Origin of the sequence: Pseudomonas sp. CFBP 8772 (assembly GCF_014841665.1) — a bacterium.
GTDB lineage: Bacteria > Pseudomonadota > Gammaproteobacteria > Pseudomonadales > Pseudomonadaceae > Aquipseudomonas > Aquipseudomonas graminis_B.
This window is the reverse complement of record NZ_JACYUI010000008.1, coordinates 209,974-235,503: the sequence shown is the minus strand read 5'-3', so window position 1 is coordinate 235,503 and position 25,530 is coordinate 209,974. Positions and strand designations below refer to the sequence as shown.

18 protein-coding genes are annotated in these 25,530 nt (G+C 59.0%); 9 read left to right on the top strand and 9 right to left on the bottom strand.

The features are described 5' to 3' along the window. Positions 1–17: 17 nt before the first annotated feature. Positions 18–1,229 carry a pyridoxal-phosphate-dependent aminotransferase family protein gene (locus IFT99_RS17770; protein ID WP_192133952.1) on the bottom strand — a complete coding sequence of 404 codons (1,212 nt, stop codon included), beginning with the start codon at positions 1,227–1,229 and terminating at the stop codon, positions 18–20. 161 nt (positions 1,230–1,390) lie between these two features. Between IFT99_RS17770 and IFT99_RS17765 the strand changes: the two genes are divergently transcribed. Together IFT99_RS17765 and IFT99_RS17760 are read left to right on the top strand one after the other, a co-directional pair. Next, a complete protein-coding gene (locus IFT99_RS17765; RefSeq protein WP_192133950.1) occupies positions 1,391–2,116 on the top strand; it encodes a GntR family transcriptional regulator in 726 nt (241 codons plus the stop codon). A gap of 25 nt (positions 2,117–2,141) precedes the next feature. Next, complete coding sequence (locus IFT99_RS17760) at positions 2,142–3,467, top strand: glycine hydroxymethyltransferase (protein WP_192133948.1); 1,326 nt, start codon at positions 2,142–2,144, stop codon at positions 3,465–3,467. A 315-nt stretch (positions 3,468–3,782) separates the two neighbouring features. On the opposite strand, the gene IFT99_RS17755 is transcribed toward IFT99_RS17760, so the two are convergent. Next, entirely contained in the window at positions 3,783–4,769 is a 987-nt protein-coding gene (locus IFT99_RS17755; protein WP_192133946.1) for a restriction endonuclease, read from the bottom strand. 223 nt (positions 4,770–4,992) lie between these two features. Beyond that, entirely contained in the window at positions 4,993–5,712 is a 720-nt protein-coding gene (locus tag IFT99_RS17750; RefSeq protein WP_192133944.1) for an HNH endonuclease, read from the bottom strand. 636 nt (positions 5,713–6,348) lie between these two features. Between IFT99_RS17750 and IFT99_RS17745 the strand changes: the two genes are divergently transcribed. Then, positions 6,349–10,281 carry a reverse transcriptase domain-containing protein gene (locus IFT99_RS17745; protein WP_192133942.1) on the top strand — a complete coding sequence of 1,311 codons (3,933 nt, stop codon included), beginning with the start codon at positions 6,349–6,351 and terminating at the stop codon, positions 10,279–10,281. A gap of 427 nt (positions 10,282–10,708) precedes the next feature. On the opposite strand, the gene IFT99_RS17740 is transcribed toward IFT99_RS17745, so the two are convergent. The 5 genes from IFT99_RS17740 to IFT99_RS17720 all read right to left on the bottom strand — a co-directional run bounded on the left by IFT99_RS17740 (position 10,709) and on the right by IFT99_RS17720 (position 17,595). Continuing rightward, on the bottom strand, positions 10,709–11,503 hold the full coding sequence (locus tag IFT99_RS17740) for a hypothetical protein (RefSeq protein WP_192133940.1): 795 nt from the start codon (positions 11,501–11,503) through the stop codon (positions 10,709–10,711). A 399-nt stretch (positions 11,504–11,902) separates the two neighbouring features. Then, positions 11,903–13,150 (bottom strand): ribonucleotide-diphosphate reductase subunit beta, encoded by a 1,248-nt coding sequence (locus IFT99_RS17735; protein WP_192133938.1) that lies wholly within the window; start codon positions 13,148–13,150, stop codon positions 11,903–11,905. Positions 13,151–13,788: 638 nt separating this feature from the next. Continuing rightward, complete coding sequence (locus IFT99_RS17730) at positions 13,789–14,397, bottom strand: putative adenosine monophosphate-protein transferase Fic (protein ID WP_192133936.1); 609 nt, start codon at positions 14,395–14,397, stop codon at positions 13,789–13,791. After that, on the bottom strand, positions 14,397–14,567 hold the full coding sequence (locus tag IFT99_RS17725; RefSeq protein WP_108120523.1) for a YhfG family protein: 171 nt from the start codon (positions 14,565–14,567) through the stop codon (positions 14,397–14,399). The genes IFT99_RS17730 and IFT99_RS17725 overlap by 1 nt, the downstream gene beginning before the upstream one ends. A 112-nt stretch (positions 14,568–14,679) precedes the next feature. After that, the gene (locus IFT99_RS17720) at positions 14,680–17,595 is read right to left on the bottom strand and encodes a ribonucleoside-diphosphate reductase subunit alpha (protein WP_192133934.1); all 2,916 of its coding nucleotides are present in this window, start codon (positions 17,593–17,595) and stop codon (positions 14,680–14,682) included. 630 nt (positions 17,596–18,225) lie between these two features. Between IFT99_RS17720 and IFT99_RS17715 the strand changes: the two genes are divergently transcribed. Genes IFT99_RS17715 through fhuF form a run of 3 tightly spaced genes read left to right on the top strand, consistent with a single transcriptional unit; the run spans position 18,226 to position 21,350 of the window. Then, positions 18,226–18,963 carry a response regulator gene (locus tag IFT99_RS17715; RefSeq protein ID WP_192133932.1) on the top strand — a complete coding sequence of 246 codons (738 nt, stop codon included), beginning with the start codon at positions 18,226–18,228 and terminating at the stop codon, positions 18,961–18,963. Positions 18,964–18,966: 3 nt separating this feature from the next. Continuing rightward, positions 18,967–20,619 carry an ATP-binding protein gene (locus tag IFT99_RS17710; protein WP_192133930.1) on the top strand — a complete coding sequence of 551 codons (1,653 nt, stop codon included), beginning with the start codon at positions 18,967–18,969 and terminating at the stop codon, positions 20,617–20,619. Further along, positions 20,616–21,350, top strand: a complete 735-nt coding sequence (fhuF, locus tag IFT99_RS17705) for a siderophore-iron reductase FhuF (RefSeq protein ID WP_192133929.1) — start codon at positions 20,616–20,618, stop codon at positions 21,348–21,350. The genes IFT99_RS17710 and fhuF overlap by 4 nt, the downstream gene beginning before the upstream one ends. Here the strand turns inward: fhuF and IFT99_RS17700 are convergent. Continuing rightward, positions 21,301–22,026, bottom strand: coding sequence for a 4'-phosphopantetheinyl transferase family protein (locus IFT99_RS17700; RefSeq protein ID WP_197986016.1), 726 nt, complete (start codon positions 22,024–22,026; stop codon positions 21,301–21,303). The genes fhuF and IFT99_RS17700 overlap by 50 nt on opposite strands. 885 nt (positions 22,027–22,911) lie before the next feature. On the opposite strand from IFT99_RS17700, the gene IFT99_RS17695 reads away from it, so the two are divergent. The 3 genes from IFT99_RS17695 to IFT99_RS17685 all read left to right on the top strand — a co-directional run bounded on the left by IFT99_RS17695 (position 22,912) and on the right by IFT99_RS17685 (position 25,496). After that, entirely contained in the window at positions 22,912–23,340 is a 429-nt protein-coding gene (locus IFT99_RS17695; RefSeq protein ID WP_192133925.1) for a hypothetical protein, read from the top strand. Between the two features lie 138 nt (positions 23,341–23,478). Continuing rightward, positions 23,479–24,156 (top strand): response regulator transcription factor, encoded by a 678-nt coding sequence (locus IFT99_RS17690; RefSeq protein WP_192133924.1) that lies wholly within the window; start codon positions 23,479–23,481, stop codon positions 24,154–24,156. Continuing rightward, complete coding sequence (locus IFT99_RS17685) at positions 24,153–25,496, top strand: ATP-binding protein (RefSeq protein WP_065992797.1); 1,344 nt, start codon at positions 24,153–24,155, stop codon at positions 25,494–25,496. The genes IFT99_RS17690 and IFT99_RS17685 overlap by 4 nt, the downstream gene beginning before the upstream one ends. Positions 25,497–25,530: the final 34 nt, after the last annotated feature.

Below are 25,530 nucleotides of genomic sequence, written 5' to 3'. Positions count from 1 at the left end.
CGCAGCCAGGTGTAGCGTCAGTCGCGTCGCAGCGGCACCGATTGCCCTCCCAGGTAATCCATGGCGGCCAGCACGCCGCTGGACTGCAGTTTTACGCCGGCCATCTGCAGGCCCATTTCGCAGCCGGTCAGGGTGGCCATCAGCATCAGATCGTTACAGTCGCCCAAGTGACCGATGCGGAACATGCGGCCTTTCATCTTGCCCAGGCCGGTGCCGAGGGACATGTCGAAGCGCTCGTAAATGGTCTTGCGCAGCTGGTCGGCGTCGATGCCTTCAGGCGTCATCACGCCGGTGAGCACGGGGCTGTAAACGCTCGGGTCGGCGCACTGGATTTCCAGGCCCCAGGCGGTTACCGCGGTGCGGCACGCCTTCGCCAGACGGTTGTGACGGATGAACACGTTGTCCAAGCCTTCGCCGAGGATCATGTCCAGCGCTTCGGACAAGCCGTAGAGCAAGTTGGTGTTCGGCGTGTAGGGCCAGTAACCGGTCTTGTTCATCTCGATGATCTCGTCCCACGCCCAGAAACTGCGTGGCAAACCGGCGCGTTTGCTGGCCTCGATGGCTTTCGGCGACAGGGCGTTGAAGCTGATGCCCGGCGGAAGCATCAGGCCCTTCTGCGAGCCGGAGACAGTCACGTCCACGCCCCATTCGTCATGACGATAATCGGCGGAGGCCAGGCCAGAGATGGTGTCTACCAGCAGCAGGGCAGGGTGGCCCGCCGCATCAATGGCCTTGCGCACGGACGCGATGTCCGAGGTCACGCCGGTGCTGGTCTCGTTGTGCACGACGCACACGGCCTTGATGCGATGCCCGCCGTCAGCGCGCAGGTGGTCTTCGATCATTTGCGCATCGACGCCACCGCGCCAGCCTTCAATGCCCGGCCGACCGATGAACTGCGGTTTGAGGCCTAGACTCAGGGCCATCTTCTGCCACAGCGTCGCGAAATGGCCGGTCTCAAACATCAGCACTTCGTCACCCGAACTCAGCGTGTTGCACAACGCCGCTTCCCAGGCCCCGGTGCCCGACGCTGGATAAATCACTACCGGATGCACGGTTTTGAAGATCTGCTTAATGCCTTCCAGCACCTTGAGCCCCAGCTCGCCGAACTCCGGGCCGCGGTGATCGATGGTGGGGTAACTCATCGCCCGAAGGATGCGATCCGGCACTGGGCTGGGCCCTGGAATCTGAAGGAAGTGGCGACCGGCAGGGTGGAAATCGAGCTTCAGCATCGGTGACTCCTGGTTTTTTATAGTTTTGTATTTTGAATTCAAAATTAACCTAGCACAGGGCGATGCTGTGTCAAACGGCCTAATTACGCTAATCTTCCCAGCGAACTGGAGCATTTTCGAATAAGGACTCGATGCCAGAGCGGGTCCGATAAGGATTTTGTATGCAAAATTTTAACGAACTATCCGACCAACCGGCGCCCCGTCTCATTCCCAAGGTCGAACGCCAGCGCCTCCATGACATCGTCATTGATCACCTGCGCGGCTTTATCACCGAAGGCGTGCTCGCCCCGGGCACCAAACTCAACGAGCGCGAGCTGTGCGAAACCCTTGGCATCTCCCGCACGCCGTTGCGCGAAGCGTTAAAAGTGCTTGCCGTGGAAGGGCTGATCGAAATCAACCCCAACCGTGGCGCCAGCGTTGCCCGCATGTCGGAGCTGGAGATTCGCGAAACCTTCGAACTGATGAGCGGCATCGAAGCCTTCGCCGGAGAGCTGGCCTGCGAGCGCATCACCGCTCAGGAAATCGAAGACATTAAAGCGCTGCACTACGCCATGGTGGTCAGCAAAAACCAGAACGACCTGCCGGGTTACTACCAGCGCAACCGCGCCATCCACGACCTGATCAACCTGGCCGCGCGCAACTCGGCGCTGCGGCAGGTCTACCTGTCGCTGAACCGGCGCATCCACGCATTACGCTTTCTCTCCAATCATCAAGCCCCGAAATGGGACCGCGCGCTGCACGACCACGAAGAAATGATCGAGGCCCTACAAGCCCGGGACGGCAAGCGCCTGAGCAGCATCCTGCGGCACCACCTGCTTGAAAAACGCGACGCCCTGATGCTGCTGGTCAGGGACGAGTCCGAGCACCCGGATTCCATCCGTCGTTGATGCGTCATTAAGGGAGCTGCCGACCATGCCCCGTGATCTCGATGCATTGCTCGCCGCTTGTGCCGACCGGTTGCCGCAACTGGAAACCCAGCGCCTGATGCTCTATGCCGGCGCCAACCTCCCCAGCGCCCGCGCCATGGCCGCGTACAACCCTGCGCTCAGCGCCTACCCGGCGATGGGCCCCACCGGCCACAAAGAACAGCCCGACACCGAACTGGTCAGTGAGCTTGAAAGCTTCACCCGCCAGGCGGCCATGACCCTGTTCGGCGCGGCATGGGCCGAAGTGCGGTTAGCCAGTTGCACCCTGGCCAACTTGGCCATCTTCCACGCCTACTGCCGACCGGGGGACAAAGTGCTGGCACCCGCTGCCGGGCACGGCGGGCACCTGAGCCAGCGCCGGGGCGGCACCGCAGAATTGGCAGGTCTCATCGTTGAAGACCTGCCGTTCGACCGCCGCAACTGCCAGCTCGACGCAGCGCGTGCGGCGGAAATGATCACCTACACCCGCCCCAGGCTCGTCGTGCTCGGACGCAGCGTCATGATCAAGGCCGACGACATCGCCCCGGTGGTCAACGCCGCCCGTGCGGTCGGCGCCAAAACGCTATTCGACGCCTCCCACGTGCTGGGCCTGATCGCCGGCGGCACGTACCCCAACCCGTTTGACGCCGGCGTCGACCTGATCAGCAGCTCCACCTACAAAACCCTGCCCGGCCGGCCCCAAGGGCTGGTGCTCGGACGTGACCCGGACGATGCACCGGCGCTGCACAACCTGCTCGACACCCGCCTGCTCGCTAACTACGACGCCGGCCGGCTGCCGTCCCTGGCGGTCACCCTCACCGAAGCTCAGGCCGGTGGCCGCGAATATGCCGGCCGCATTGTCAGCAACAGCGCGGCGCTGCATCGCGCGCTGGTCGAGGCCGGCTTGCCTGTCATCGGGGCTAATGACGGCGAAGTGCACACCCATCAACTGCTGCTGCCGCTGTCACTGGATGCTGATCCGCGCGCTGTGATGCTTGCGTTGCAGGCGCAGGGGATTCTCATCGGGACGTGCGTTGATCCTTCCCGTGTGGGACATCAGGCGCTGCGGTTGGGGACGCAATTTATTACCCGGCAGGGGATGGAGGCGGGTGGCATGGTGGAGTTGGCGCGATTGCTGGGTGATGTTTTGCATGTCGGCGGTTGCGGTCGGCTGCATGCTCGGCCGGTCGCTGATGCCGCGCAGATGGAAGGGCGGATTCAGCAAATCCTGAGCAAAAAAAGCCGCTGGGGAGCGGCTGAAGTTTGGAGCTTGGAGGCACCACGTCGGGAGCAACGACGCAGCGAACGACAGAAACAAAATGCTAAAAGCTGATCAGGCGTTTGACGTTCTCCGGCTTGGGTGTGGGTTTCCATCGTTCCTGCGCTCGGCGGGTTCGATGGGGTGAAGCCACTTTAGGAACGATGGGCGACGGGGGCAAATGAAACCCGGGTAACTATTTGTTAGCGAAAATGTTATGTGCGGGGAGGGGATGAGGCGGGAACTTTCTGGGTTTGCCAGGCGGGGTTATTCGTTGTTCTTTTGCTGGTGCGGCGGTACTGCGGTGCGCTGGTTGTTGATCAGTTGGCTGTGGGCGTAGGCTTTGTGGGCAAGACGTCAGGCTTGGGCTGACGTCCTATTCAGCGGTTTTTACTTCACCGTCATCGGCGCGAAAATCGGCCGGATGCCACGGCATCTTGGATAAGCCACACAACCCCAGAAATTCCCGCCCGCGTTGGCGCCGGTTCTCGCGACACGTATCACCATGGTCTTGCGGCAGTGCGGGCACAGAGGCGCTGGGGGCAGGGCAGCAGGTTCAGGCTCGGCTTCGCGTGTGACGGGTTGCGTCACGGTTGGAGTTGGCGCTTGAGCTGGAGCTGGAGCTGGAGCGGGACTCGTCGGAACGACCGCCTCTGGCTCAACGATTGCTGGCTCCACACGCTCTGGCACCACCTCGACGGTTGGCTGTGGACCGGGCTTCTTCGCCTCGGCGATCCACTGCTTCAGCACTGTGCCGTCGACCAGTTGCACGTTGCGACCTGCCGCAAAATCCCTCGCTGGTCTGGTGAACGTCCCACTGGTAACAACGAAACCGCCGACAGCGCCCTCAGCCGCCATCGCGCCATACAACTCCCGCACTACCGGCACACCGACCTGCACCGAGCGCCATTGCTTGCACTGCACCACGTACGTCTCGCCGTCCTTCCGCGCGATCAGATCAATGCCGCCGTCCGGGCCGTTTTTACCTGTTTCTCGTACTGAGTAGCCGCGCCGACGTAAGGCTTCACCCACCAGTAATTCGAACTCGTGCCAGCTGATGCTCAGCAGTGGATTTCCTTTGGTGGTGGCGGCGGATTCGAGGAGATGGCGGCGTTTGCGGCGGCCGATGATCGAGGCGATGGCGCCGGCGCTGAGTATCAGGGGAACAAAGAATTGCCCGAACGTGGCCATGCCCCGGAAGGCCGACGCGGAAACCATCTTGTCAAAATGGCGCGGATCTAGGTTTGTAGGGAGCGGAGCAATGGCCACCGAATGCAGCCAGACCGCAGACGCCACGGCGAGAACAGCACTGATCCACCAAGGGAGCTTGCTGGCGAGAAAAATGAGGGCTTCTAGATTGGAGGTTTTCTTGGCCATATCCGTGGTCTTTTATTGAGTCCGTTGTGGTGGAAGTTTGGTGAGCGCTGCTGGACCTGTAGGAGTGAGCTTGCTCGCGATGCGGCGTGGCAGATGTCAGCGTATCGGCGGGGTGGCGCATATCGAGAGCGCCCTTTTTCTCGTGGTTTCTGCGAATAAGGATTCAGCTCTAGGTATTGTCCGATTCCGGTCCCGATAATTAAACCGGGCACGGCCAACCAGCCTAAATCTCTCGTACCAACCGCGACACCCTCTCGTACAACGACTCGGTGAATGCTTGGCTGTCGCTTGAATGATGGCAGCGGCGATGACAGTTTGGGCAAAGCGCGACGGCATTGCTAACGCGATCCGAACCTTGATCAGCCAGATGCTTCACATGATGAACTTCGAGGAATGGGACCCCGTTCATAAGAAACGGAGCTGACTCGCCACATCCTTCACAGACGCCTTGGGCTTGCTGACGTACCCAAGCTCTTACCGCCGGATCGCGAACAAACATCGCCCTAGACGAGGCTGATTGTTGCGGCCTCGCAATACCTTCCGGAGGATTCTTAATCGTGCGCTTTTCAAGCTGAGTAGCTCGTCGCTCAAGCGTCGCGTCATCAGCGGTAGGCTCTAAATCTTCAGGGTCGGGTTTGTTGTCCCACTCGTTAAGCCTTTCGCGAATGATCTTTTCGACATTAGCGCCCGCGTGACCTGCGGCCTTGTAGCCAACGATGCTAGGACGGCCCATCTGAATCAAAACCGCTGAGATGTTTTGCATTCTGTATTCGACGGCGCTGGCATTGCGTCCCGCCAGCGGTCCTGCTCGCAAGGCTCGGTTCTCATGAGCTTTGTTAATCTTCTGGCCATTCTGCTCGCGTTCCAGCATGTCGAGATACGCGTCTACTGATGCTCTTATCTCGACATCAGTCCATCTGAGACTGCCTTTCTTAATTTCCATGCGACCGCCAAAGGCTCTAGACCCTCGAACGATACTGAATAGCCATTATCTTCGTCTAGGAAATATCCTACAAAGGATAGTTACGTTTCTTGCACCTTCCGGAATTCGCTTACTCAGGCTAAAAAAAACTGCTCGCTCCAGCATGCCGTCGTGGCTGCTTTCGGCCATTGGCCTCTGTTTCATGCGAAAGCCTAATGTCAGGCTATGTGGTAATCATAATCGCCGCACAGGAACATAAGAAAAGCCTTTACCGAGGTTTGACAGATCCGGAAGCCCTGGCTCTTCACTCTTGACGGATAGTCGTAATGCCCCTTCTAATTCGGTCAATAACGAGCGCATTTTGGCTGCATCGAGTCGGCCAGGATAAACCGCATGGGCGATGGTATGAGGTTGTCTGCTTTTGTGTATAGGGTGGGCATGGGTAAGGCGAAATATAGTGCCGAAGCTCTTTATCTTTACTGCCATGCTTTACCGAATGATGATGGCAATCACATCGGTGGCATGCAGCGTTACCCCAGGGATGGTTTTCCTTCGATTATTCAAAGGTGCAAATGTCCCTAGGCGTCTTTCGCTCACTCGCTAACCTACGTTTGTCCAGCATTTATGCGCCTGGGCCAGTTCACGAAGAGAGAGCAGATGTCCATTATCAAGAAGGTTTATCAAAACCTGCTGCCCAAGGGAGCGTCCCTTCAGGACATCGTCGTACTGGCTCAGGCCTGGAAAAAATCGCACGGCTTTATTCGGCGACACAACTCGTACGCTGACGTTCTGGAACTTGACAGCTCCACTATCAACCTTGAGTGCCAACTCAAAGCATGGGGCAAGGCCGCAGGTGAGCCTGGTTTTCAGACTGAAGACCTCAAGTTGGTACCTGCTCCCAAAAATGGGAAGTGGGATTTTCATGAGCGTGTAGGTTTTCCACAGGCTGCGTTTCTGGATATCCCGATTAACGAAATAGACTCACTCTTTCACCAATGGTGTCCCAGCTCTGAGCAGGTTGGAGGGGCGCAGCCAGGGCTGCAAAAGCTGAGGCCTTTAGCGCACCTTTCCATTCGAGATCAATCATTGGCAACAGCCGTGATGATGTGTCTTGCGGAGGCCATTGAGACCGCACAGGGCGATCCGGAGGAGACGGATGTGCTGAAGGCAAGGGAACGTGGGCTGGTCAGCTATGGTAACCGGCTTCACTGCCGCTGGTCCGAGACTGGTGGTACGCAAGCTAGGGCTCATTTCTCATGGGGCAATAGCCAAACGTACCGCAAGTACTTTCAAGACTATCGCGCCTTTCTATCCCGTCCTCGCCAAATCTGCGCAGAGTTCTCCCCTCGACTATCCAAAGGGCGTGAATTGTTTGTCGTTTCACTAGATTTGAAGTCTTTTTATGATCGTGTGGATATCAAAGCACTCTTAGCCGAGCTAAAGCATCTGGAGGCCGAGTATCAGCAGCGCTTCCATCTTCAGGCTGAGGTTGGAGCAGACGACGATTTTTGGAATAAATCTGCCCGGATCATGGCCTGGCGTTGGCGGGCAGCGGACAAAATCCATGCGGGGTTATTCAACGAAGCTGAAGGTCAGGAGCTTGAACTAGGATTACCCCAGGGGCTCGTTGCATCGGGATTTCTAGCCAATGCCTACCTTGTCCGTTTCGACAGGTCAGTTGACCAGGCTGCGAAAGAAGCCCACGACCTTGGTAGTGAGATCAAGGTGCTCGATTATTGTCGGTACGTTGACGATATGCGGATCGTCGTTGAAGCCCCCAGTCGCTGTGCGGCACTCTTGGAGCAGGTCCAGAAGTTCGTTCTGGATCTGCTCGATGCCCACTGCAAGCTACTCGGGACTACTAAGCTAATTGGCCTATCCGAAGTAAAGTGCTCAGTCACCCCTTATCGATCCATGTCCGCACAGAATAACGTTTCAACGCTGATGGGGGTGCTGGGGGCGGAGCTTAGCGGAACGTTTGATCTTGACTCCTTAGCACAGGCTGCCGGGGGGCTTGAAGGCTTGCTTTGGATTACGGAGCAGCTTGAGGGGGCAGATAAGCCTCCAGCCTCGCAATTAAAGTTGGCAACAATTGCGGCACCTGCCACTGATGTTCGAGACGATACAGTCAAGCGTTTCGTGGCAACACGGCTTGCCGACCTGATGAGGCAGCGTCTCGCGATGACCGACATCAGCGCGCCGGATAATACTGGCGAGTCTCTTGGTGAGCGCGTAACAAGTGGAATGGCGCTAGCGCATGAGTTCGAGTCGACCGCTCGCAAACTCATCAAATGCTGGGCTGAGAACCCGGCGCTAGTTTTGTTGCTTCGGTGTGGATTGGACTTGTTTCCGCACCCTCGGTTGCTTGATCCGGTTTTGGAAGCCCTAGACGCCAAACTCTTTAACGTGACGATCAAATGGCTGAGACCGAAGCAAGATCGTGAAATTCGGGCGGCTGAGTATGTGGCCGCCGATCTCCTGCGAGCTGGTGTAAGTGAAACGGGCTTTCGGGATATGGAGGAGTACCCTAGCGCAGTCGATATCGAAGGGTATCGGCAAGAGTTAGGGGTTTTTGCTAGAAAAATAGTCATCGAGAGAACCGATTCACCATGGTATTTGTTGCAGCAGGCCTTTCTTTACCTGGCATCAATTGGTGACTGTGGCGTACCAATCAAGTCTATTTTAGAGCCATCGCTAGAGCCGACTTATCTCAAGCTTCGGAGTGCCATGGTGTTCGAGCCCGTGTCAGCTAGGGGGCTGCTGGAAATACTTCCATCAGCTTTAGTCACCCAGCAGATGCATCCCAACTCAAGTCGTTTCGGGGTATGGCTGTCAGAGGGTCTCCGGACTACTAGTGATGAGACCTTACTCCAAGCAATCGTAAGTACTGTTGCTCTTGAAAGGCCTGATCTCTTAATTGAGGCAATCGGTAAGCGCGGTGGCCGCCCGCCAAAATGGAGGGAATTTGTGCCACCTTCTCTTGTAGAGATCAGTCGAGTCAATTTCAGCAAATATAAAGCTGGGAGTTCTTTGGAAACTCGTCAGTTGCTACGAGTAATGCAAGATCCATTCAATATTTTTGGGCAGGAGAATGGACTTCTTATGCTGGCAAAGGCTCTTCTAAGTGTGCCTGGTATTGAGACGCAGCTCTCTGCCGGATTGAGTCCTTTAGACATTAGTTTGACGTGCTCCAATTGGTCACAAATTCAGTCGCTGCCTGATGAAATTGGATTTTTAAAAGTCAATCTCACAGGAGAGCAAGAGCAGGCCAATCCTCTGTATGCGCGGCCTGAGTGGGTCAGTGATGAGGGGGCCTGGCTATACGGACTAGGACGAGTCCTAAGGTCTGCTTTGACTGGTGAGTTTGATTTCACAAGTCGTCGATTTCTGGTGACAGAGGATGTCGGGCGTTATAGGGGAATTCGGAGTAGTTGGTACAAGCGGCGTTTTGGCATGCTTAATTCGAGTAGCGGTTTGACTGATGAGCCAGCCCCAATTTCTCCTTGGTTGTCGGGTTTCCTATCCACTTTGCTCCAGTGGCCAGGCATTGAGTTCAAGGCAAACGACGCGGCCCCGGTCAGCACAGTACGCACCCCAGGTGAATTGCTGGCACTCTTGGAAAAGCGTATTGCTATACAGCGTGCGTTGTATGGTGGGCGGAGTAACACACCCATCTATGTCGTTCCTACTAGTGACAATGCACTGCTTGTAGATCGCCCCCTCAGAGTGGCCATTGTTCAAACCCTTCGCCCGAAGATGGATGACTTCGATACTAAAGACCCTACGCATTGGACACCGGGGATGTTGGCGGAACATCGCCGCCATCTGGCTCAGGTCTGCCGGCTGGCACACGCGAAACTACGAGCTTGGGCTTCGGCCAAAGCCCTGCCTGAGGGGGAGGGCGATATTCCCGCCGTGGATGTCATCCTCTTTCCTGAGTTGGCAGTGCATCCTGAACATGTGTTCTTCCTGCGCCGGCTTTCTGACAAGCTCCAGGCCAATATTTTTGCAGGGTTGACCTTCATGCATTCTGATAAATGTGGAGGGCCGATCAATCAAGGGCTTTGGTTAATACGTACCGATGCGCCATGCCATGGCCGAAGTATTCAGTATGTGTGGCAGGGAAAGCTCCACCCGATGAAGCTCGAACGGGAGATGGGAATCACTGGGTATAGACCTCATGTGACTCTGGTGGAGCTGCCGATTGGTACGACTTCACCAACGCGCCTTGCCGCCGCCATTTGCTACGACGCTACTGATCTTGATTTAGTCGCGGACCTTAGGGATCGCTCAGATGTATTTCTGGTTGCTGCCCTGAATCAGGATGTGCAGACCTTTGACAACATGGTTGCAGCGTTGCATTTCCATATGTACCAACCTGTGGTGCTTGCCAATTCCGGAGAGTTTGGGGGCTCCACTGCCCAGGTACCACTACCTAAGCATGATCGTCTGGTTGCTCATATTCACGGTAACAACCAGGTTGCTGTGAGCGTATTTGAGCTTGACCCTGCGCCCTTCAAGTCGACGAAACCTGCTAGAACTCCAAAGCAGGTTAAGACGGCTCCGGCAGGATTTAAGGGGCGTCCTTAATTGGGTTGGATTACCAATCCAAAAAGGGGCCGTTGCGGCCCCCTCCCTTTGTTTTTCAGAAGTCAAACGACAACTGTCCGGGCGGGCTACGGAAGTGATCGGTTACGTCTTCCCAGCGACCGAAGCGGAAGCGGGGGTAGCGACGGACATAGACCGATTTTACGCGGTTTGCCGGCGAGCGGCGGTACTGTCGGGATGCCATGGTGGCAGGTCTCCTATAGCTATGTAATGGCTGGAGAACTGCTCTTGGCTGGCCGGCACCCACAAGCTTCCTTGCCAGAGGCCGACGTAGCTGTTAGATTTCTAGCGCTAACATGAAATCCGCAGAGCAGAGCAATGGTGCCAATCATTGCTTTTGTTTTTGTGTAGGGCCACTTGAAGCGTCAACTTCAGTGGCCTTTTTCATTTCTGTTTTCCCCTCTCGGGCTTAGTCATCGCCCCATTCGTCTTCAACGGCCAATCGTTTCTCGACTTTTTTGAGCATCGCCTTAACGATGAGAAGGTCTTCCTCTTCATTGATGACGATGAGTGAGTCCATCCCAGGTCCTTTTATCCGTACTGTGAATTTACTATCGAGTTCCGTCTCGCTATGCCGATGGTGATCAAGCATTGCCTGGTTGTGGGTTGCTTGAGCGGCGGGGCTGGTCAATGGGGTGCTTGTTAGAGCTGCTGGGTTTTCGGACGGCGTTGAGTGTTCGCTTTCGTCGCCATTTTTTCCATTTTCGATTACTTCATCGGCGGTGCTTGGATTGGCACCGGACAGTACATTCCCCTCTGCCAGCAGGCCACACTGTTTGGCTCCTTCGAAAAAGTAGCCTTCAACGCGAGAGGCGACTTGGTCTGGTACCCCAAACTCTCTGATCAGGAGCTTCTCGAAATGGGCTACTGGAAGCGTTTTGCTCTGGAATCGGTCGTAGATAGCTTTGAAGAGTGGTGGTGCCAGAAAGGCCTTTTTCCGGGCCTGATTACCTTCTTCCTCATCATACGCAAGCGCTATATCCCGGAAGAGTTGAGTAACCTTCAGCTGACCTGCTTTGTTGGTTACTAGTGAGTACTTAACTGCGGCACCGACTAAGCCTTTGAAGGCTCCGCTTGTATGCTGCTTATTCAGTTTGTCGCCAGCTAAGGCTGCGCTGCATTCTCCGCCGAGATCGTTCACGGCTTCGGCAAGCACCAAACAGTTTTTTAGAGACGCCCTTGGGTAATCAACTTGCTTTGGCATGGCCTGAGCCTCCTCTAGTGATGATTGGATGGTAATTGAGTGGGTTTTTTTGTGCAAGCACTAAGAGTAATAATCTTGTGCTTTTATTTCTTTTACGGCTTATTGGGGTGTTCGCTGCTTTTCTGGCGTCGAATATGTGTCATGGCGCGGCTTATGGAGCTGCTGATGGTTGAAGTGACTGAGGGCTAAAGGGCACTAGCTCTGGCCTTGGTTGTAGGTTGCGCAAAAGAAAAGGGCTGCCATTGGCAGCCCTTTGGGGTTTTCTATTTCACGCTTAAGTGATTTTGAGCGCTTCTGTTCAAAATAAAAAGGCTGCCATTTGGCAGCCTTTTTTGGTGCGCTCGTTTCACGCTTAGTGACAAGGTATCACGGATTAGCGATTTTGAGCGTCCGCCTAAATCAATCCCAGCTCAAAGCCCCACCCGTCTGATACTCAATAACCCGCGTCTCAAAGAAGTTCTTCTCTTTCTTCAAGTCCATGATCTCGCTCATCCATGGGAACGGGTTCGTGGTCCCTGGATACTCTTCCTTCAGACCAATTTGCGACAGACGACGGTTCGCGATGAACTTGAGGTAGTCCTCCATCATCGCTGCGTTCATGCCCAGTACGCCGCGGGGCATGGTGTCGCGGGCGTATTCGATTTCCAGTTGGGTCCCTTGCAGGATCATCTGGGTTGCTTCTTCCTTCATTTCGGCGTCCCACAGGTGTGGGTTTTCGATTTTGATCTGGTTGATCACGTCGATGCCGAAGTTCAGGTGCATGGACTCGTCACGCAGGATGTACTGGAACTGTTCTGCGACGCCGGTCATTTTGTTGCGGCGGCCCATGGAGAGGATCTGGGTGAAGCCGCAGTAGAAGAAAATGCCTTCCAGGACGCAGTAGTAGGCGATCAGGTTGCGCAGCAGTTCTTTGTCGGTCTCGACGGTGCCGGTTTCGAACTTCGGATCGGAGATCGAACGGGTGTACTTCAGGCCCCAGGCTGCCTTTTTGGCGACCGATGGGATCTCGTGGTACATGTTGAAGATCTCGCCTTCGTCCATGCCCAGCGATTCGATGCAGTACTGGTAGGCGTGGGTGTGGATCGCTTCCTCGAAGGCCTGGCGCAGGATGTACTGGCGGCATTCAGGGTTGGTGATGAGGCGATACACGGCCAGCACGAGGTTGTTGGCAACCAGGGAGTCGGCGGTGGAGAAGAAGCCCAGGTTGCGCAGGACGATGCGGCGCTCGTCGTCGGTCAGGCCTTCCGGGTCTTTCCAGAGGGCGATGTCCGTGGTCATGTTGACCTCTTGCGGCATCCAGTGGTTGGCGCAACCGTCCAGATACTTCTGCCAGGCCCAGTCGTACTTGAAAGGCACGAGTTGGTTGAGGTCGGCGCGGCAGTTGATCATGCGTTTTTCGTCGACCGCGACGCGGGCGGCGGAGCCTTCGAGTTCGGCAAGACCTTCAGCGACGTCCAGTTTGTCCAGCTCGGCTTTGGCGCGGGCAATGGCGTCGGAGTCGTTTGCGCTGACGGCGCGGGCTTCAAGCGCAGCAGCACCACCGGCGCTGTCGAGTTTGTCCATCGCAGCTTCCGAAGCGTGGCCGGCGTTGGCGCCTTTGGCGGGTTCAGCGGCGTCTTCTTTGTCGAATTCGTCCCAGCTCAGCATGGTGAGGAGGCTCCTGCTAGAGGACCGGTTTTACGCGGCCTGTGGATTTGAGTAATCGGTTTGCTGCTGTTGTGACACGGGTCACGCCATACAGCGGTCGAGAGAAGTCTCTCTGAAATCTATGTGTTCGAGGTTCCGGTGAAGGCTGTCAGGCGCGAGGGCCGTCATCCGGGAGAGGAGCAGAACGCTGACACGGCAGACGAGTGATGACCATAAAACTCTGGTCGACTTGGGCTGCGCAGGTGGTCATGGCGTTGTCCTTGATTGGGGGGCGCGAGTATACGGAAATTTGCTCCGCGCGTCTGTGCTGCGACCCGTATATCCGTCATTTTCAGCGGTCGTTCGACAGGGCGAACGCACGCTGGATTTTTCTTGACCTGACGGTGATTCACTGATTCTGAATCGCCTATCTAGTGGTCGTGGGCGTAAGAATACACACGATATGGTGTTTGTGAAACTGCGTATTTCGTCATCTGCCGGTGTTTGTGACGCAGGTCAACGGCTCATAAAAGCCCTTGACCCTGAAGACGCCCGAGATACGTGCCGTCCATGGATGCGCGAGCCCATACGCTACTCATTTCGATGACGGCCGACCTGACAAAAGGCGCTCGCGCTGGTGGTGTTTGAATCGAGGAGCGTCAATCAGCCGCAACCCCAATCGCCCCCCCAACACACCGCTCAAACACCCGCACCAACCCCTCATAGTCACACCCCACCGCATCCACATTCGCCCGTATCCATTCCTCCGCCTCCACCGGCCACCAGCTGATCTCAAACCCCGCATTCACGATGAGGTGTTCAAACAGAATCCGCTGCGCCCGCCCATTCCCCTCTCGAAACGGATGAACCACGTTCAAATCCCCAAACAGCTCCGCACTCGCCGCAATCAATTGCGCCCGATCCAGTTCCTGAAACCAGTTCGCGCCGGCCAATGCCTTGAACAGCTTGTTGGCCTCGGGCTCGATGCGGTGGGTCACGCAGAAGTGGGTCTGGTCTTTGGAGATGTCGACGGTGCGCAATTCGCCTGCCCAGTCATAGAGATCGGCGAACAGCTGGCGGTGGATGGCTTGCAGGTAGGGCAGGTCGTAGGGAGGAGGGGAGAAGTCGATGGCTTCGGCGGCGACTTCGGAAAGGTCACGCTCGGCTTGGGCCAGGGTTTCTGCGTCGGTGAGGTCGAGGCGGTTGCGCAGCACGGTGCTGCCGGGCGGACAGTAAGGGTCCTGTCCGACGCCGTATTTGTCGACCATCAGGCCTGTTTTTTGCGGTAGCTGTTGAGCAGCTCTTCCCGGGAGGGCAGGCGGCGTTCGGAGTCGGCGGGCGAGCTCTCGAAACCTTCCAGACGCAGGCTGGCGGCGTAGTTGGAGCGGCGCGTTTTGGCACAGTAGGCTTTTTTGGACTCTAGCGAGGCAGCTGGCATGGGCATTCTCCTGGCTGGGAATGAGGGGAGTGTAACGCAAGAAGGCCCCGCGCCCTAGGGGACGCGGAGCCTTCAATCAGGGCGTCACCCGAAGGTGACGCTTGACGCGCTGTTACTGGCAGGCTTCGCAGTCCGGCTCGTCGATCGCGCAGGCTTTCGGCACTGGCGCTGGACCGGCCGGAGCCGCTTCGGCTGGACGCGGGGCGGTGATCGCCGAGTCGTCCGGGCCGTGGCCACCGCTGGAAACGGCGTTCAGCTTGCCGGTGTTGATGGTCGACTTCTCGGTGCTGGTCGCGGCCAGGGCACGGAGGTAGTAAGTGGTTTTCAGACCACGGTACCAGGCCATGCGGTAGGTCACGTCCAGCTTCTTGCCCGAGGCGCCGGCGATGTACAGGTTAAGCGACTGGGCCTGGTCGATCCACTTCTGACGACGGCTGGCCGCGTCAACGATCCACTTGGTGTCCACTTCGAAGGCGGTCGCGTAGAGGTCTTTCAACTCCTGCGGGATGCGCTCGATCTGCTGCACCGAACCGTCGTAGTACTTCAGGTCGTTGATCATGACCGAGTCCCACAGGTCGCGGGCTTTCAGGTCGCGAACCAGGTACGGGTTGATCACGGTGAATTCGCCCGACAGGTTCGATTTCACGTACAGGTTCTGGTAAGTCGGTTCGATCGACTGCGACACGCCGGTGATGTTGGCGATGGTCGCGGTCGGTGCGATGGCCATGATGTTCGAGTTACGAATGCCTTTCTGAACGCGAGCACGCACAGGCGCCCAGTCCAGGAATTCGTTGAGGTCGACGTCGATGTACTTCTGGCCACGCTGCTCGATCAGGATCTGTTGCGAATCCAGCGGCAGGATGCCTTTGGACCACAGCGAACCCTGGAACGTCTCGTAGGCACCGCGCTCGTCCGCCAGATCGCAGGAAGCCTGGATAGCGTAGTAGCTGACGGCTTCCATAGAGCGGTCGGCGAATTCGACAGCGGCAGCGGAACCGTAAGGAATGTGCTGCAGGTACAGCGCGTCCTGGAAGCCCATGATGCCCAGACCGACCGGACGGTGACGGAAGTTGGAGTTCTTCGCTTGCGGCACCGAGTAGTAGTTGATGTCGATCACGTTATCGAGCATGCGCACGGCAACGTCGATGGTGCGCTTGAGCTTGTCGGTGTCCAGCTTGCCGTCGACGATGTGGTTCGGCAGGTTGATCGAGCCCAGGTTGCAGACCGCGATCTCGTCCTTGTTGGTGTTCAGGGTGATCTCTGTGCACAGGTTCGAGCTGTGAACCACGCCGACGTGCTGCTGCGGCGAACGCAGGTTGCACGGGTCCTTGAAGGTCAGCCATGGGTGGCCGGTTTCGAACAGCATGGACAGCATCTTGCGCCACAGGTCTTTGGCCTGGATGGTCTTGAACAGCTTGACCTTGCCCGGGTACTCGGTCAGCGCTTCGTAGTACTCGTAGCGCTCTTCGAAAGCTTTACCGGTCAGGTCGTGCAGATCAGGCACTTCGGACGGCGAGAACAGGGTCCACTTGCCGTCGTCGAAGACACGCTTCATGAACAGGTCAGGGATCCAGTTGGCGGTGTTCATGTCGTGGGTACGGCGGCGATCATCACCGGTGTTCTTGCGCAGCTCGATGAACTCTTCGATGTCCATGTGCCAGGTTTCCAGGTACGCACAGACAGCGCCTTTGCGCTTGCCGCCCTGGTTGACTGCTACAGCGGTGTCGTTCACGACTTTCAGGAACGGCACGACGCCCTGGGATTTGCCGTTGGTGCCCTTGATGTAAGAGCCCAGCGCGCGAACTGGCGTCCAGTCGTTGCCCAGACCGCCTGCGAATTTGGACAGCATGGCGTTGTCGTGGATCGCGTGGTAAATGCCCGACAGGTCATCCGGAACGGTGGTCAGGTAGCAGCTCGACAGCTGTGGACGCAGGGTGCCGGCGTTGAACAGTGTCGGGGTCGAGGCCATGTAGTCGAAGGACGACAACAGGTTGTAGAACTCGATGGCGCGGTCTTCGCGGGCTTTCTCTTCGATCGCCAGGCCCATGGCCACACGCATGAAGAAGATCTGCGGCAGTTCGAAACGGATGCCGTCCTTGTGAATGAAGTAACGGTCGTACAGGGTTTGCAGGCCCAGGTAGGTGAACTGCTGGTCGCGCTCGTGGTTGATCGCCTTGCCCAGTTTTTCCAGGTCAAATTCGGCCAGCACAGGGTTCAACAGTTCGAACTGGATGCCTTTCTCGATGTAAGCCGGCAGTGCCTTGGCATACATGTCGACCATTTCGTGGTGGGTGGCGCTTTCGGCGACACCCAGGAAACCCAGGCCTTCGGCACGCAGGGTGTCCATCAGCAGGCGGGCGGTGACGAACGAGTAGTTCGGCTCACGCTCAACCAGGGTACGCGCGGTCATGACCAGTGCGGTGTTGACGTCGGTCAGGGCAACACCGTCGTACAGGTTCTTCAGGGTTTCGCTCTGGATCAGGTCGGCATCGACCTCGGCCAGGCCTTCACACGCTTCGGTGACGATGGTGTTCAGGCGGCCCATGTCCAGCGGCGCGAGGCTGCCGTCTTTGGCGGTAATGCGAATCGACGGGTGCGCTTGCACGGGGGTTTCGCCAGCGCTGCGACCGGCACGCTCCTTGGAGCGCTCGTTGCGGTAGATCACGTAGTCGCGGGCAACTTTCTGCTCGCCGGCGCGCATCAGCGCCAGTTCGACCTGATCCTGGATTTCTTCGATGTGGATGGTGCCGCCCGACGGCATGCGGCGCTTGAAGGTCGCGGAGACCTGTTCAGTCAGGCGCGCAACGGTGTCGTGGATACGCGACGAAGCGGCAGCGGTGCCGCCTTCAACTGCGAGAAAGGCCTTGGTGATGGCGACGGTGATCTTGTCATCGGTGTACGCAACGACGGTGCCGTTACGCTTGATCACACGCAGCTGACCCGGCGCAGTGGCGGACAGGTCCTGCTGGGTCGCACCTGTCTGCGGCGCGGTGGCCTGCGGATTCTCGCGAGTTGTGTCGGTTTGCATGGGTGTCTCCACGTTCTTTAAGTTTGTTTGGACGCGGAGTACGCGCCCACCGTTTCGTCTTGCGGCAGTGAACTGACAAATGTCAGGCCATGACTTCAAGACGAATGGGAAGGCGGATTTACCCTCCCTGGCGTTGAAGTCGAAAAGGGTGCCGGACTTAAGCCCGTCACCCCAAAAACTGTTGCAGAATGCGCGTGTGATGTTGCAACACGTGTGCCGCTGCGCGCAGATCCCAAGGCTGGGTGGTCTGCCATTCGCGCTGGCGGGGTAGAGCGGTAGATTCGGGGGTAATTCAGCCCTTCGTACACAGGTAACGCGCGAGAAAAAAACCTTGAAATCGCGCCCTGACTTGTGTTTGAGATTTAGGCGAAAACCCCACATGTAGGGTCTGCGCCGTCGAAGGGCTACAAGATATGCGTTTCGGACACTTACTGCAACGCATGACCTGTGGATAAGGCTGTGTGTAATTTGTGTGTGAAACGGCGAAATCCCGTGTAGGCCGCATGGCGTCTGGGATGAGCGCTTTGTCGGCGGCCGAAATCATTTTTTCGGGAATTTTGCGGGCGTGAACGCGATCGCAAAAGCCCGTTGCGCAAGCACTATTAATAAGAAAAAACAAGGAGCCTCACCGTGCAGCCACAACCCTGGCAGGTGCTGATCGTCGAGGATGACCAGCGGCTGGCCGAACTCACCCGCGACTACCTCGAAAACAATGGCCTGCGCGTGAGCCTCGAAGGAGACGGCGCGCGGGCGGCCCGGCGAATCATCGACGAGCAGCCGGACCTGGTGATCCTCGACCTCATGCTGCCCGGCGAGGACGGCCTGACCATCTGTCGCAAGGTGCGCAGCCGCTACGACGGCCCGATCCTGATGCTCACTGCGCGCACCGACGACAGCGACCAGATCCAGGGCCTGGACATGGGCGCAGACGATTACGTCGGCAAACCGGTGCACCCCCGCGTACTGCTCGCGCGCATCCATGCCTTATTAAGGCGCAGCGAAACCGTCGAAAGCCCTGTACAGGCACAGCAACGTTTAGAGTTCGGCGCGCTGGTGGTGGATAACACCCTGCGCGAAGCCTGGCTCAACCACCAGAGCGTCGAGCTGACCAGCGCCGAATTCGACCTGCTGTGGCTGTTGGTCAGCAACGCCGGGCGCATCCTCTCTCGCGAAGAAATCTTCACCGCCCTGCGCGGCGTCGGCTACGACGGCCAGGACCGCTCCATCGATGTGCGCATCTCGAAAATCCGCCCGCGCATCGGTGACGACCCCGACCACCCGCGCCTGATCAAGACCGTGCGCAACAAGGGTTACCTGTTCGTGCCCCACGCCGCCGCGCAACTGCCATCCCCCAAGCGCGACGGCTGACCGATGAATTCCATCTTCCTGCGCATCTATGGCGGCATGCTCGGCGTTCTGGTGCTGGTGGCATTGCTCGGCGCGCTGACCCTGCATCTGGTCAACGCCGTGCGCGCCGATCAGTACCGCGAGCAATTGGCCCACGGCACCTTCACGCTGATGGCCGACAATCTGCGTGGCATGAATGACATTGAACGCACCCGCGCCCTCGCCGTGTGGGAGCGCCTGCTGGGCATTCCGCTGACACTGCAAACCGCCGAGCACGCGCACCTGGACGGCGGCGCACGCAGTCGGCTGAGTCGCGGGCAGGTGGTGGTCGAACAGACCGGACCCCATGCCGCGCAGGTGTTTCGGGAGGTCGAGCCTGCGGCGTCAGGCAATCCGTCCAGCGGCTTGCTGCTGACCGGCGAGGTGCGGCAGATCAGCGAGCAACTGGCCCGCGCGACCATCTTTCTGTTGCTCGACGAACTGGTGCGTCTGCCCGTCGATGAGCAGCCGGCGCGGCTGGAAGCGTTGCGCGAGAGCAAGGGGTTCGGCTTCGACATGCAGCTGATCCGTCTGGAGAACCTGGATGTGGACGATGACCAGCGTCGGCGCATCGACGAGGGTGACACGGTGATGGCGCTGGGCAAGGGCGGCGATTCGATCCGCGTGCTGTCTGGCGTTGGCGAAACCCCGTGGGTGCTGGAGATCGGCCCGCTGTTCCAGATGAACCCCTATCCGCCGGAGCTGCTTATCCTGATCGCGTTTCTCGGTCTGTGCCTGATCGGTCTGGTGGTTTATTTGCTGGTGCGTCGGCTCGAGCATCGTCTGCGCGGACTGGAAGCGGCGGCCACGCAGATCGCCCAGGGCAGCCTGGAAACCCGCGTGCCTGTAGCAAGTGCGGGGGCGGGCGCGGATTCGGTCGGGCGGCTGGCGTCGGCATTCAACGGCATGGCCGAGCACCTGCAGCGTTCGCTGATGATCCAGCGCGAGCTGGTGCGCGCGGTGTCCCATGAGCTGCGTACGCCGGTGGCGCGGTTGCGTTTCGGGCTGGAAATGATCAACGACGCCACGACCCCGGAAGCGCGGCATAAATACATGGTCGGCATGGACAGCGATATTCAGGACCTCGACAAGCTGGTCGACGAGATGCTCACCTACGCGCGCCTGGAGCAGGGCGCGCCGACCCTGAATTTCCAGCGCATCGACCTCGACGCCCTGATCGATCAGGTGATTGCCGAACTGGCGCCGCTGCGGCCGAATATCAGTGTCAGGCGTGGGGAGTGTGTTGATGCGCTGCACCGTGTCGGATCGGGCGAAGAGCACTGGGTGGAGGCCGAGCCGCGATACTTGCACCGTGCGCTGCAGAATCTGGTGAGCAACGCCATGCGCCACGCCGAATCGGAGGTGCGCATCGGCTATCAGTTGAGTGAAGAGCGCTGTCGCATCGACGTGGACGATAACGGACCCGGCGTGCCGGAAAGTGCCTGGGAGCGGATTTTCACGCCGTTTATGCGTCTGGACGACAGCCGCACCCGGGCGTCGGGCGGGCATGGGCTGGGATTGTCGATCGTGCGCCGCATCATCCACTGGCATGGCGGCCGGGCGTTGATCGGGCGCAGCCATACCTTGGGCGGCGCGTGTTTCAGCCTGGCCTGGCCGCGTAAGCAGGGAGATGCATGATGTTCGACGGTGCGCTGGCCGGGTTTGCCCGCACGGTGGTGGTCGATGAAAGGCGGCCTGTGTTGCCGCTGACCGAGCTGTTGCAGGATGAGGTTCTGGATCGCTTGCTGCTGAAGGTGTACGGGCCGGCATTGCTGAGGGAGCAGCTGCGGGTGCTGGTCTCGCAGTGGATGAAGTACTACGCCATGCAGCTGATTCCACCGGTGGTGGTGGCGAGTCTGGCCTATGGCCTGGGGTGGCCGCTGGGGCTGGATCGCCTGAGTTTTGCCCTGCATGAACGTGGCTATCTGGATGGGGTGAGGTTTGAGGGGGCCGTTACGCCGGTGGCGGTTTCGGACGATCCGTTCGAGCGGTTTGCGCCGCTGCTGGAGAATCTGCAGCACGTGATCGGTCGCTTGAGTGCCTACGGCGATGTGCCGACGGCGGTGCTGTGGGGCAACGCCGGGGATTATCTTGAAACCTGCTTGCGGCAGTTGTCTGCGGCGAGCGAGGTTTCAGTTGCGGCAGGGTATGGGCTGTTGCGGGAACGGCTGAGGCCGGATGGGCGGCGCAATCCGCTGTTCAATGCCGTTAGCTATATAGAAAAGGACGGGCAGATGGTTCGGCAGCGGCGCACGTGCTGTTTGAGTCATCGGGTGGAATGGGTGGGGCGGTGTGAGCATTGTCCGCTGGGCGCGGCCGTCAGCCTCGAATCGCCACCAGACTCAACAGCTGCCCATCCTGCACGCTGAACTGCGCGTCCAGCGCCTTGCCGTTGTGCCATTCCGCCGACAGATCGATGTTCAGCCGCAGGCGCGCAGTGCCTTCGTCTGACCAGTCGAGCAACTCGGCGGCCTCGAAATAGAAGCGCTTGAGCACGATGGGGTAGAGCGCCTTGAACAGACTTTCCTTCAGGGAAAAGGTCAGGGTGACGAGCTTGGCTGCTTCATGCTCGGGGCCGGCGTTCAGGCGTTGCATTTCCGCCGGGGTCAGAATCTCACTGGCCAGACGCACGGCGCGCTCGTGGCTCATCAACTGTTCCACGTCCAGGCCCAGTCCGCGCCAGTCTGATTTTCGCGCCACGATCGCGGCGGCCCACCCGGTGCTGTGGGTGATCGAGCCAGTGACGTCCGCTGGCCAGACCGGCGCGCGATCCTCGCCAATCAGCGGAACGTGGGAGCGGCCGTCCAACCGGCGCATCGCCTCCCGCGCGCACAAGCGGCCAGCAAGAAACTCCGTCTGCCGCTTGGCCACCGACCGCTGAATGGAGGCGGGCGGCTCGATGAGACAGCGCTGAAAATCGCCGTCGATGAGCTTTTGCGGATCGAAGCGACTGCTCACCAGCACCACATCCGCCAGCCCATGGGGCAAGGGCCAGTGAGCGGTGAGGGCGGGGCAACAGTCAGGCAGTGTCGGAGATCGAGTCATGCCCGGCATTCTGCCGGAACCGCGGCGTCGTGCGCAAAAAACGGTTTGCTTTGAATCCCCAATCTAGAGTCATGCACAGAACCTGTGGGAGTCAGCTTGCTGACGAATGCGGTGGGTCAGGCGAAGTGGATGGCACAGGCAGAAAGCATTCGCGAGCAAGCTCGCTCCCACAGGAGATGTGTGTGGGTCCGAGACTTCAGCGTCATGCACAAAACCTGTGGGAGTCACCTTGCTGACGAATGGGTGGCTCAGACAAAGTTGAGGGCCGAGGCAGACCGCCTTCGCGAGCTAGCTCGCTCTGCTGGCCTCTTCCCGGCTGAAGCCGGTCCCACAAAGAGCAGCGCGTGCATTCAGTGAAATGCGTGGTGATCAAACCGGCCTCTTCCTGGCTAAAGCCAGCCCTACAGTGGCCGCGGTAGATCTGTAGGACCGGCTTCAGCCGGGAAGCTTTTGATCTTCATGCGCAGAAAGCTCAGACACCGCCAATCGCGACTTGGGTGCAGGCTGAACGCAGGTCTCGCGCAGTGGGCCGAGCCGCATGGATGCGGCGAGAGCGCCGTCAGGACATGGATGTCCGTTCGGCGCGGGCCCACGGAGCGAGACCGGAGTGAAGGAACCCTGAGGAACGAAGGGCCAAACCAGGAGCAGGCACCCTTGGTTACTTGGGGTGCTTTTCCAAGTAACTCGCCGAAGGCGAAACCTGAGGCCGTTAGGCCGACACAAGAGATCTTCGCTGCCCGGGAATTCAGCGCCAGGCACAGAACCTGTGGGAGTCAGCTTGCTGACGAATGCGGTGGGTCAGTACGTGTTCAGGAGGGGTTCAGCGCTGGCTGGGTATGCTCCAAACCGTACCCAACAAGGCGCCTGGCGCCGGAGGACCTGCTCATGCTGACGTTCAACAAGCTCTTTCTGGCGCTGGCGTTCCTTGGCAGCAGCGCGGCGGCGCAAGCGGCTGATGGCAACGCGGACCTGTCCCGCACCGATTTCGGCAAGAACACCGAACGCGCCGACCGCCTCAACGGCCTGCGCCGCAGTCTGGCCACCACCAGCCAGGTCGGCAATTGGAGCCAGGCTTTCAGCCAGCAGCCTGTGGACGATCCCTACGCCGCCGGCTACGGAAATCTCACCGCCCGCGTCAATGGGGTGAGCGTTCAAACGGGCAATCTTCCGGCCTTTTACAGCGTGCAGATGTCTTCACCGGGCACGTCTAGACTGTTCGAGACCGGCGCACCAGCCCGCACAGCGCAGCAACCGCCCTCGTTGAGCCTGAGCGAGAGCCCGCACACCTATTTACCTGTCCACCACGTTTTATAAGCCGGTTTATAAGCCGCCAGCCTGTTTTTAGCGGTGTCTGGATTGCACAATCACTGCCGGGCTCGTCACACTGCACGCGCTCGGCAGCGTCGTTGAGACTCTTGAAAAAAGAGGGTTGCCTTTGCCTGGGAGAGCGTCATGAAATTGCTGGTTGTCGAAGATGAAGCCCTGCTGCGTCACCACCTGCAGACCCGTCTGACCGAAAGCGGTCACGTCGTCGAAGCGGTGGGCAACGCCGAGGAAGCGTTGTATCAGGCGGGCCAGTTCAACCACGATCTGGCGGTCATCGACCTGGGCCTGCCGGGGGTGGGCGGTCTCGACCTGATCCGCCAGCTGCGCGTGCAGAACAAGGCATTCCCGATCCTCATCCTGACCGCGCGCGGCAACTGGCAGGACAAGGTCGAAGGCCTGGCTGCCGGCGCCGACGACTACGTGGTCAAGCCCTTCCAGTTCGAAGAGCTCGAAGCGCGCCTCAACGCCTTGCTGCGACGCTCCAGCGGTTTCACCCACGCGACCATCGTTGCCGGGCCGCTGACCCTGGACCTCAACCGCAAGCAGGCGTCCCTGGACGAACAGCCCCTGGCGCTGACCGCCTACGAATACCGGATTCTCGAATACCTCATGCGCCATCACCAGCAAGTGGTGCCCAAGGAGCGCCTGATGGAGCAGCTGTACCCCGATGACGACGAGCGCGATCCGAACGTGATCGAAGTGCTGGTCGGCCGGCTGCGGCGCAAACTCGAAGGGCCCGCCGGCTTCAAACCGATCGACACCGTGCGCGGCCTGGGCTACCTGTTCACCGAGCGCTGTACATGATTCGTTCGCTGCGCCTGCGTCTGATGCTAGGCGCCGCGACCTTGGCCGTCATCTTCATGCTGCTGATGCTGCCGGCGCTGCAGAGCGCCTTCAGCCTGGCGCTGGAAAGCTCCATCGAAAAACGCCTGGCGTCCGACGTCACCACGTTGATCTCCGCCGCTCGGGTCGAAGACGATCACCTGTTGATGCCGTCGTTATTGCCCGGTGAACAATTTGCCCTGCCCGACAGCCGCTTGCTCGGCTACATCTATAACCGCGCCGGCAAACTGGTGTGGCGCTCCCGGGCCACCGAAGACGAAGCCATCGACTACCAGCCACGCTACGACGGCCGCGGCAACGAATTCGCCAAGATCCGCCAACCCAACGGCGAAGAGTTTTTCGTCTACGACGTCGAAATCAAACTGCTCGGCGGGCGCAACGCCGCTTTCAGCATCGTCGCCCTGCAACCGGTGCGCGAATACCAGGAAACCATCTCCGGCCTGCGCCAGAAACTCTACCTGGGCTTCGGCGGCGCGCTGCTGGTTCTGTTGATTCTGCTGTGGGGCGGGCTGACCTGGGGCCTGCGCGCCCTGCGGGGCATGAGTCAGGAACTCGATCAGGTCGAGGCCGGCTCGCGGGAAAGCCTCAGCGAAGAACACCCCAGCGAACTGCTGCGCCTGACCGACTCGCTCAACCGCCTGTTGCGCAGCGAACGGGAGCAACGCATTCGATACCGCGACTCCCTCGACGATCTCGCCCACAGCCTGAAAACCCCGCTGGCCGTGCTGCAGGGCGTCAGCGAGCAGATTGCCAAACGGCCGGAAGACCTGGAGCAGGCGCGGATTCTGCAATCGCAGATCGAACGCATGAGCCAGCAGATCAGCTATCAATTGCAGCGCGCCAGTCTGCGCAAAAGCGGGCTGGTGCGTTATCACGTGGCCCTCAGGCCGGTGGTGCAAAGTCTGTGCAACACGCTGGAAAAGGTCTACCGCGACAAGCGCGTCAACGTGGTCCTCGACCTGCCGGACAACGGCCAGGTGCAAATGGAAGAGGGCGCCTTGCTGGAGATGCTCGGCAACCTGCTGGAAAACGCCTACCGCCTGTGCCTGGGCGAAGTGCGCGTGAGCTGGCGGTCATCGATGATGGGCGACGAGTTGTGCATCGAAGACGACGGGCCGGGCGTTCCGGAGAGCCAGCGCGCACGGATTCTCGAACGCGGTGAGCGGCTGGACACGCAAAACCCGGGGCAGGGGATTGGTCTGGCGGTCGTCAAGGACATCATCGAAAGCTATGGCGCGCAGCTGACCCTGGGCGATTCGGAACTGGGCGGCGCGGCCTTCCGCATTCAGTTCGCCATCTAACCTCAAGGCGTTCCCACGCCCGTCGAGGCGGATA

What these genes read in the sequence shown, in the direction of transcription:
- IFT99_RS17745 (WP_192133942.1), top strand. Translation starts at nt 6,349, where the DNA reads ATGTCCATTATCAAGAAGGTTTATCAAAACCTGCTGCCCAAGGGAGCG.
- fhuF (WP_192133929.1), top strand. Translation starts at nt 20,616, where the DNA reads ATGATGTTCGACGGTGCGCTGGCCGGGTTTGCCCGCACGGTGGTGGTC.
- IFT99_RS17750 (WP_192133944.1), bottom strand. Translation starts at nt 5,712, where the DNA reads ATGGAAATTAAGAAAGGCAGTCTCAGATGGACTGATGTCGAGATAAGA.
- IFT99_RS17700 (WP_197986016.1), bottom strand. Translation starts at nt 22,026, where the DNA reads ATGACTCGATCTCCGACACTGCCTGACTGTTGCCCCGCCCTCACCGCT.
- IFT99_RS17695 (WP_192133925.1), top strand. Translation starts at nt 22,912, where the DNA reads ATGCTGACGTTCAACAAGCTCTTTCTGGCGCTGGCGTTCCTTGGCAGC.
- IFT99_RS17730 (WP_192133936.1), bottom strand. Translation starts at nt 14,397, where the DNA reads ATGGTCGACAAATACGGCGTCGGACAGGACCCTTACTGTCCGCCCGGC.
- IFT99_RS17740 (WP_192133940.1), bottom strand. Translation starts at nt 11,503, where the DNA reads ATGCCAAAGCAAGTTGATTACCCAAGGGCGTCTCTAAAAAACTGTTTG.
- IFT99_RS17765 (WP_192133950.1), top strand. Translation starts at nt 1,391, where the DNA reads ATGCAAAATTTTAACGAACTATCCGACCAACCGGCGCCCCGTCTCATT.
- IFT99_RS17710 (WP_192133930.1), top strand. Translation starts at nt 18,967, where the DNA reads ATGAATTCCATCTTCCTGCGCATCTATGGCGGCATGCTCGGCGTTCTG.
- IFT99_RS17770 (WP_192133952.1), bottom strand. Translation starts at nt 1,229, where the DNA reads ATGCTGAAGCTCGATTTCCACCCTGCCGGTCGCCACTTCCTTCAGATT.
- IFT99_RS17755 (WP_192133946.1), bottom strand. Translation starts at nt 4,769, where the DNA reads ATGGCCAAGAAAACCTCCAATCTAGAAGCCCTCATTTTTCTCGCCAGC.
- IFT99_RS17760 (WP_192133948.1), top strand. Translation starts at nt 2,142, where the DNA reads ATGCCCCGTGATCTCGATGCATTGCTCGCCGCTTGTGCCGACCGGTTG.
- IFT99_RS17690 (WP_192133924.1), top strand. Translation starts at nt 23,479, where the DNA reads ATGAAATTGCTGGTTGTCGAAGATGAAGCCCTGCTGCGTCACCACCTG.
- IFT99_RS17685 (WP_065992797.1), top strand. Translation starts at nt 24,153, where the DNA reads ATGATTCGTTCGCTGCGCCTGCGTCTGATGCTAGGCGCCGCGACCTTG.
- IFT99_RS17725 (WP_108120523.1), bottom strand. Translation starts at nt 14,567, where the DNA reads ATGCCAGCTGCCTCGCTAGAGTCCAAAAAAGCCTACTGTGCCAAAACG.
- IFT99_RS17735 (WP_192133938.1), bottom strand. Translation starts at nt 13,150, where the DNA reads ATGCTGAGCTGGGACGAATTCGACAAAGAAGACGCCGCTGAACCCGCC.
- IFT99_RS17720 (WP_192133934.1), bottom strand. Translation starts at nt 17,595, where the DNA reads ATGCAAACCGACACAACTCGCGAGAATCCGCAGGCCACCGCGCCGCAG.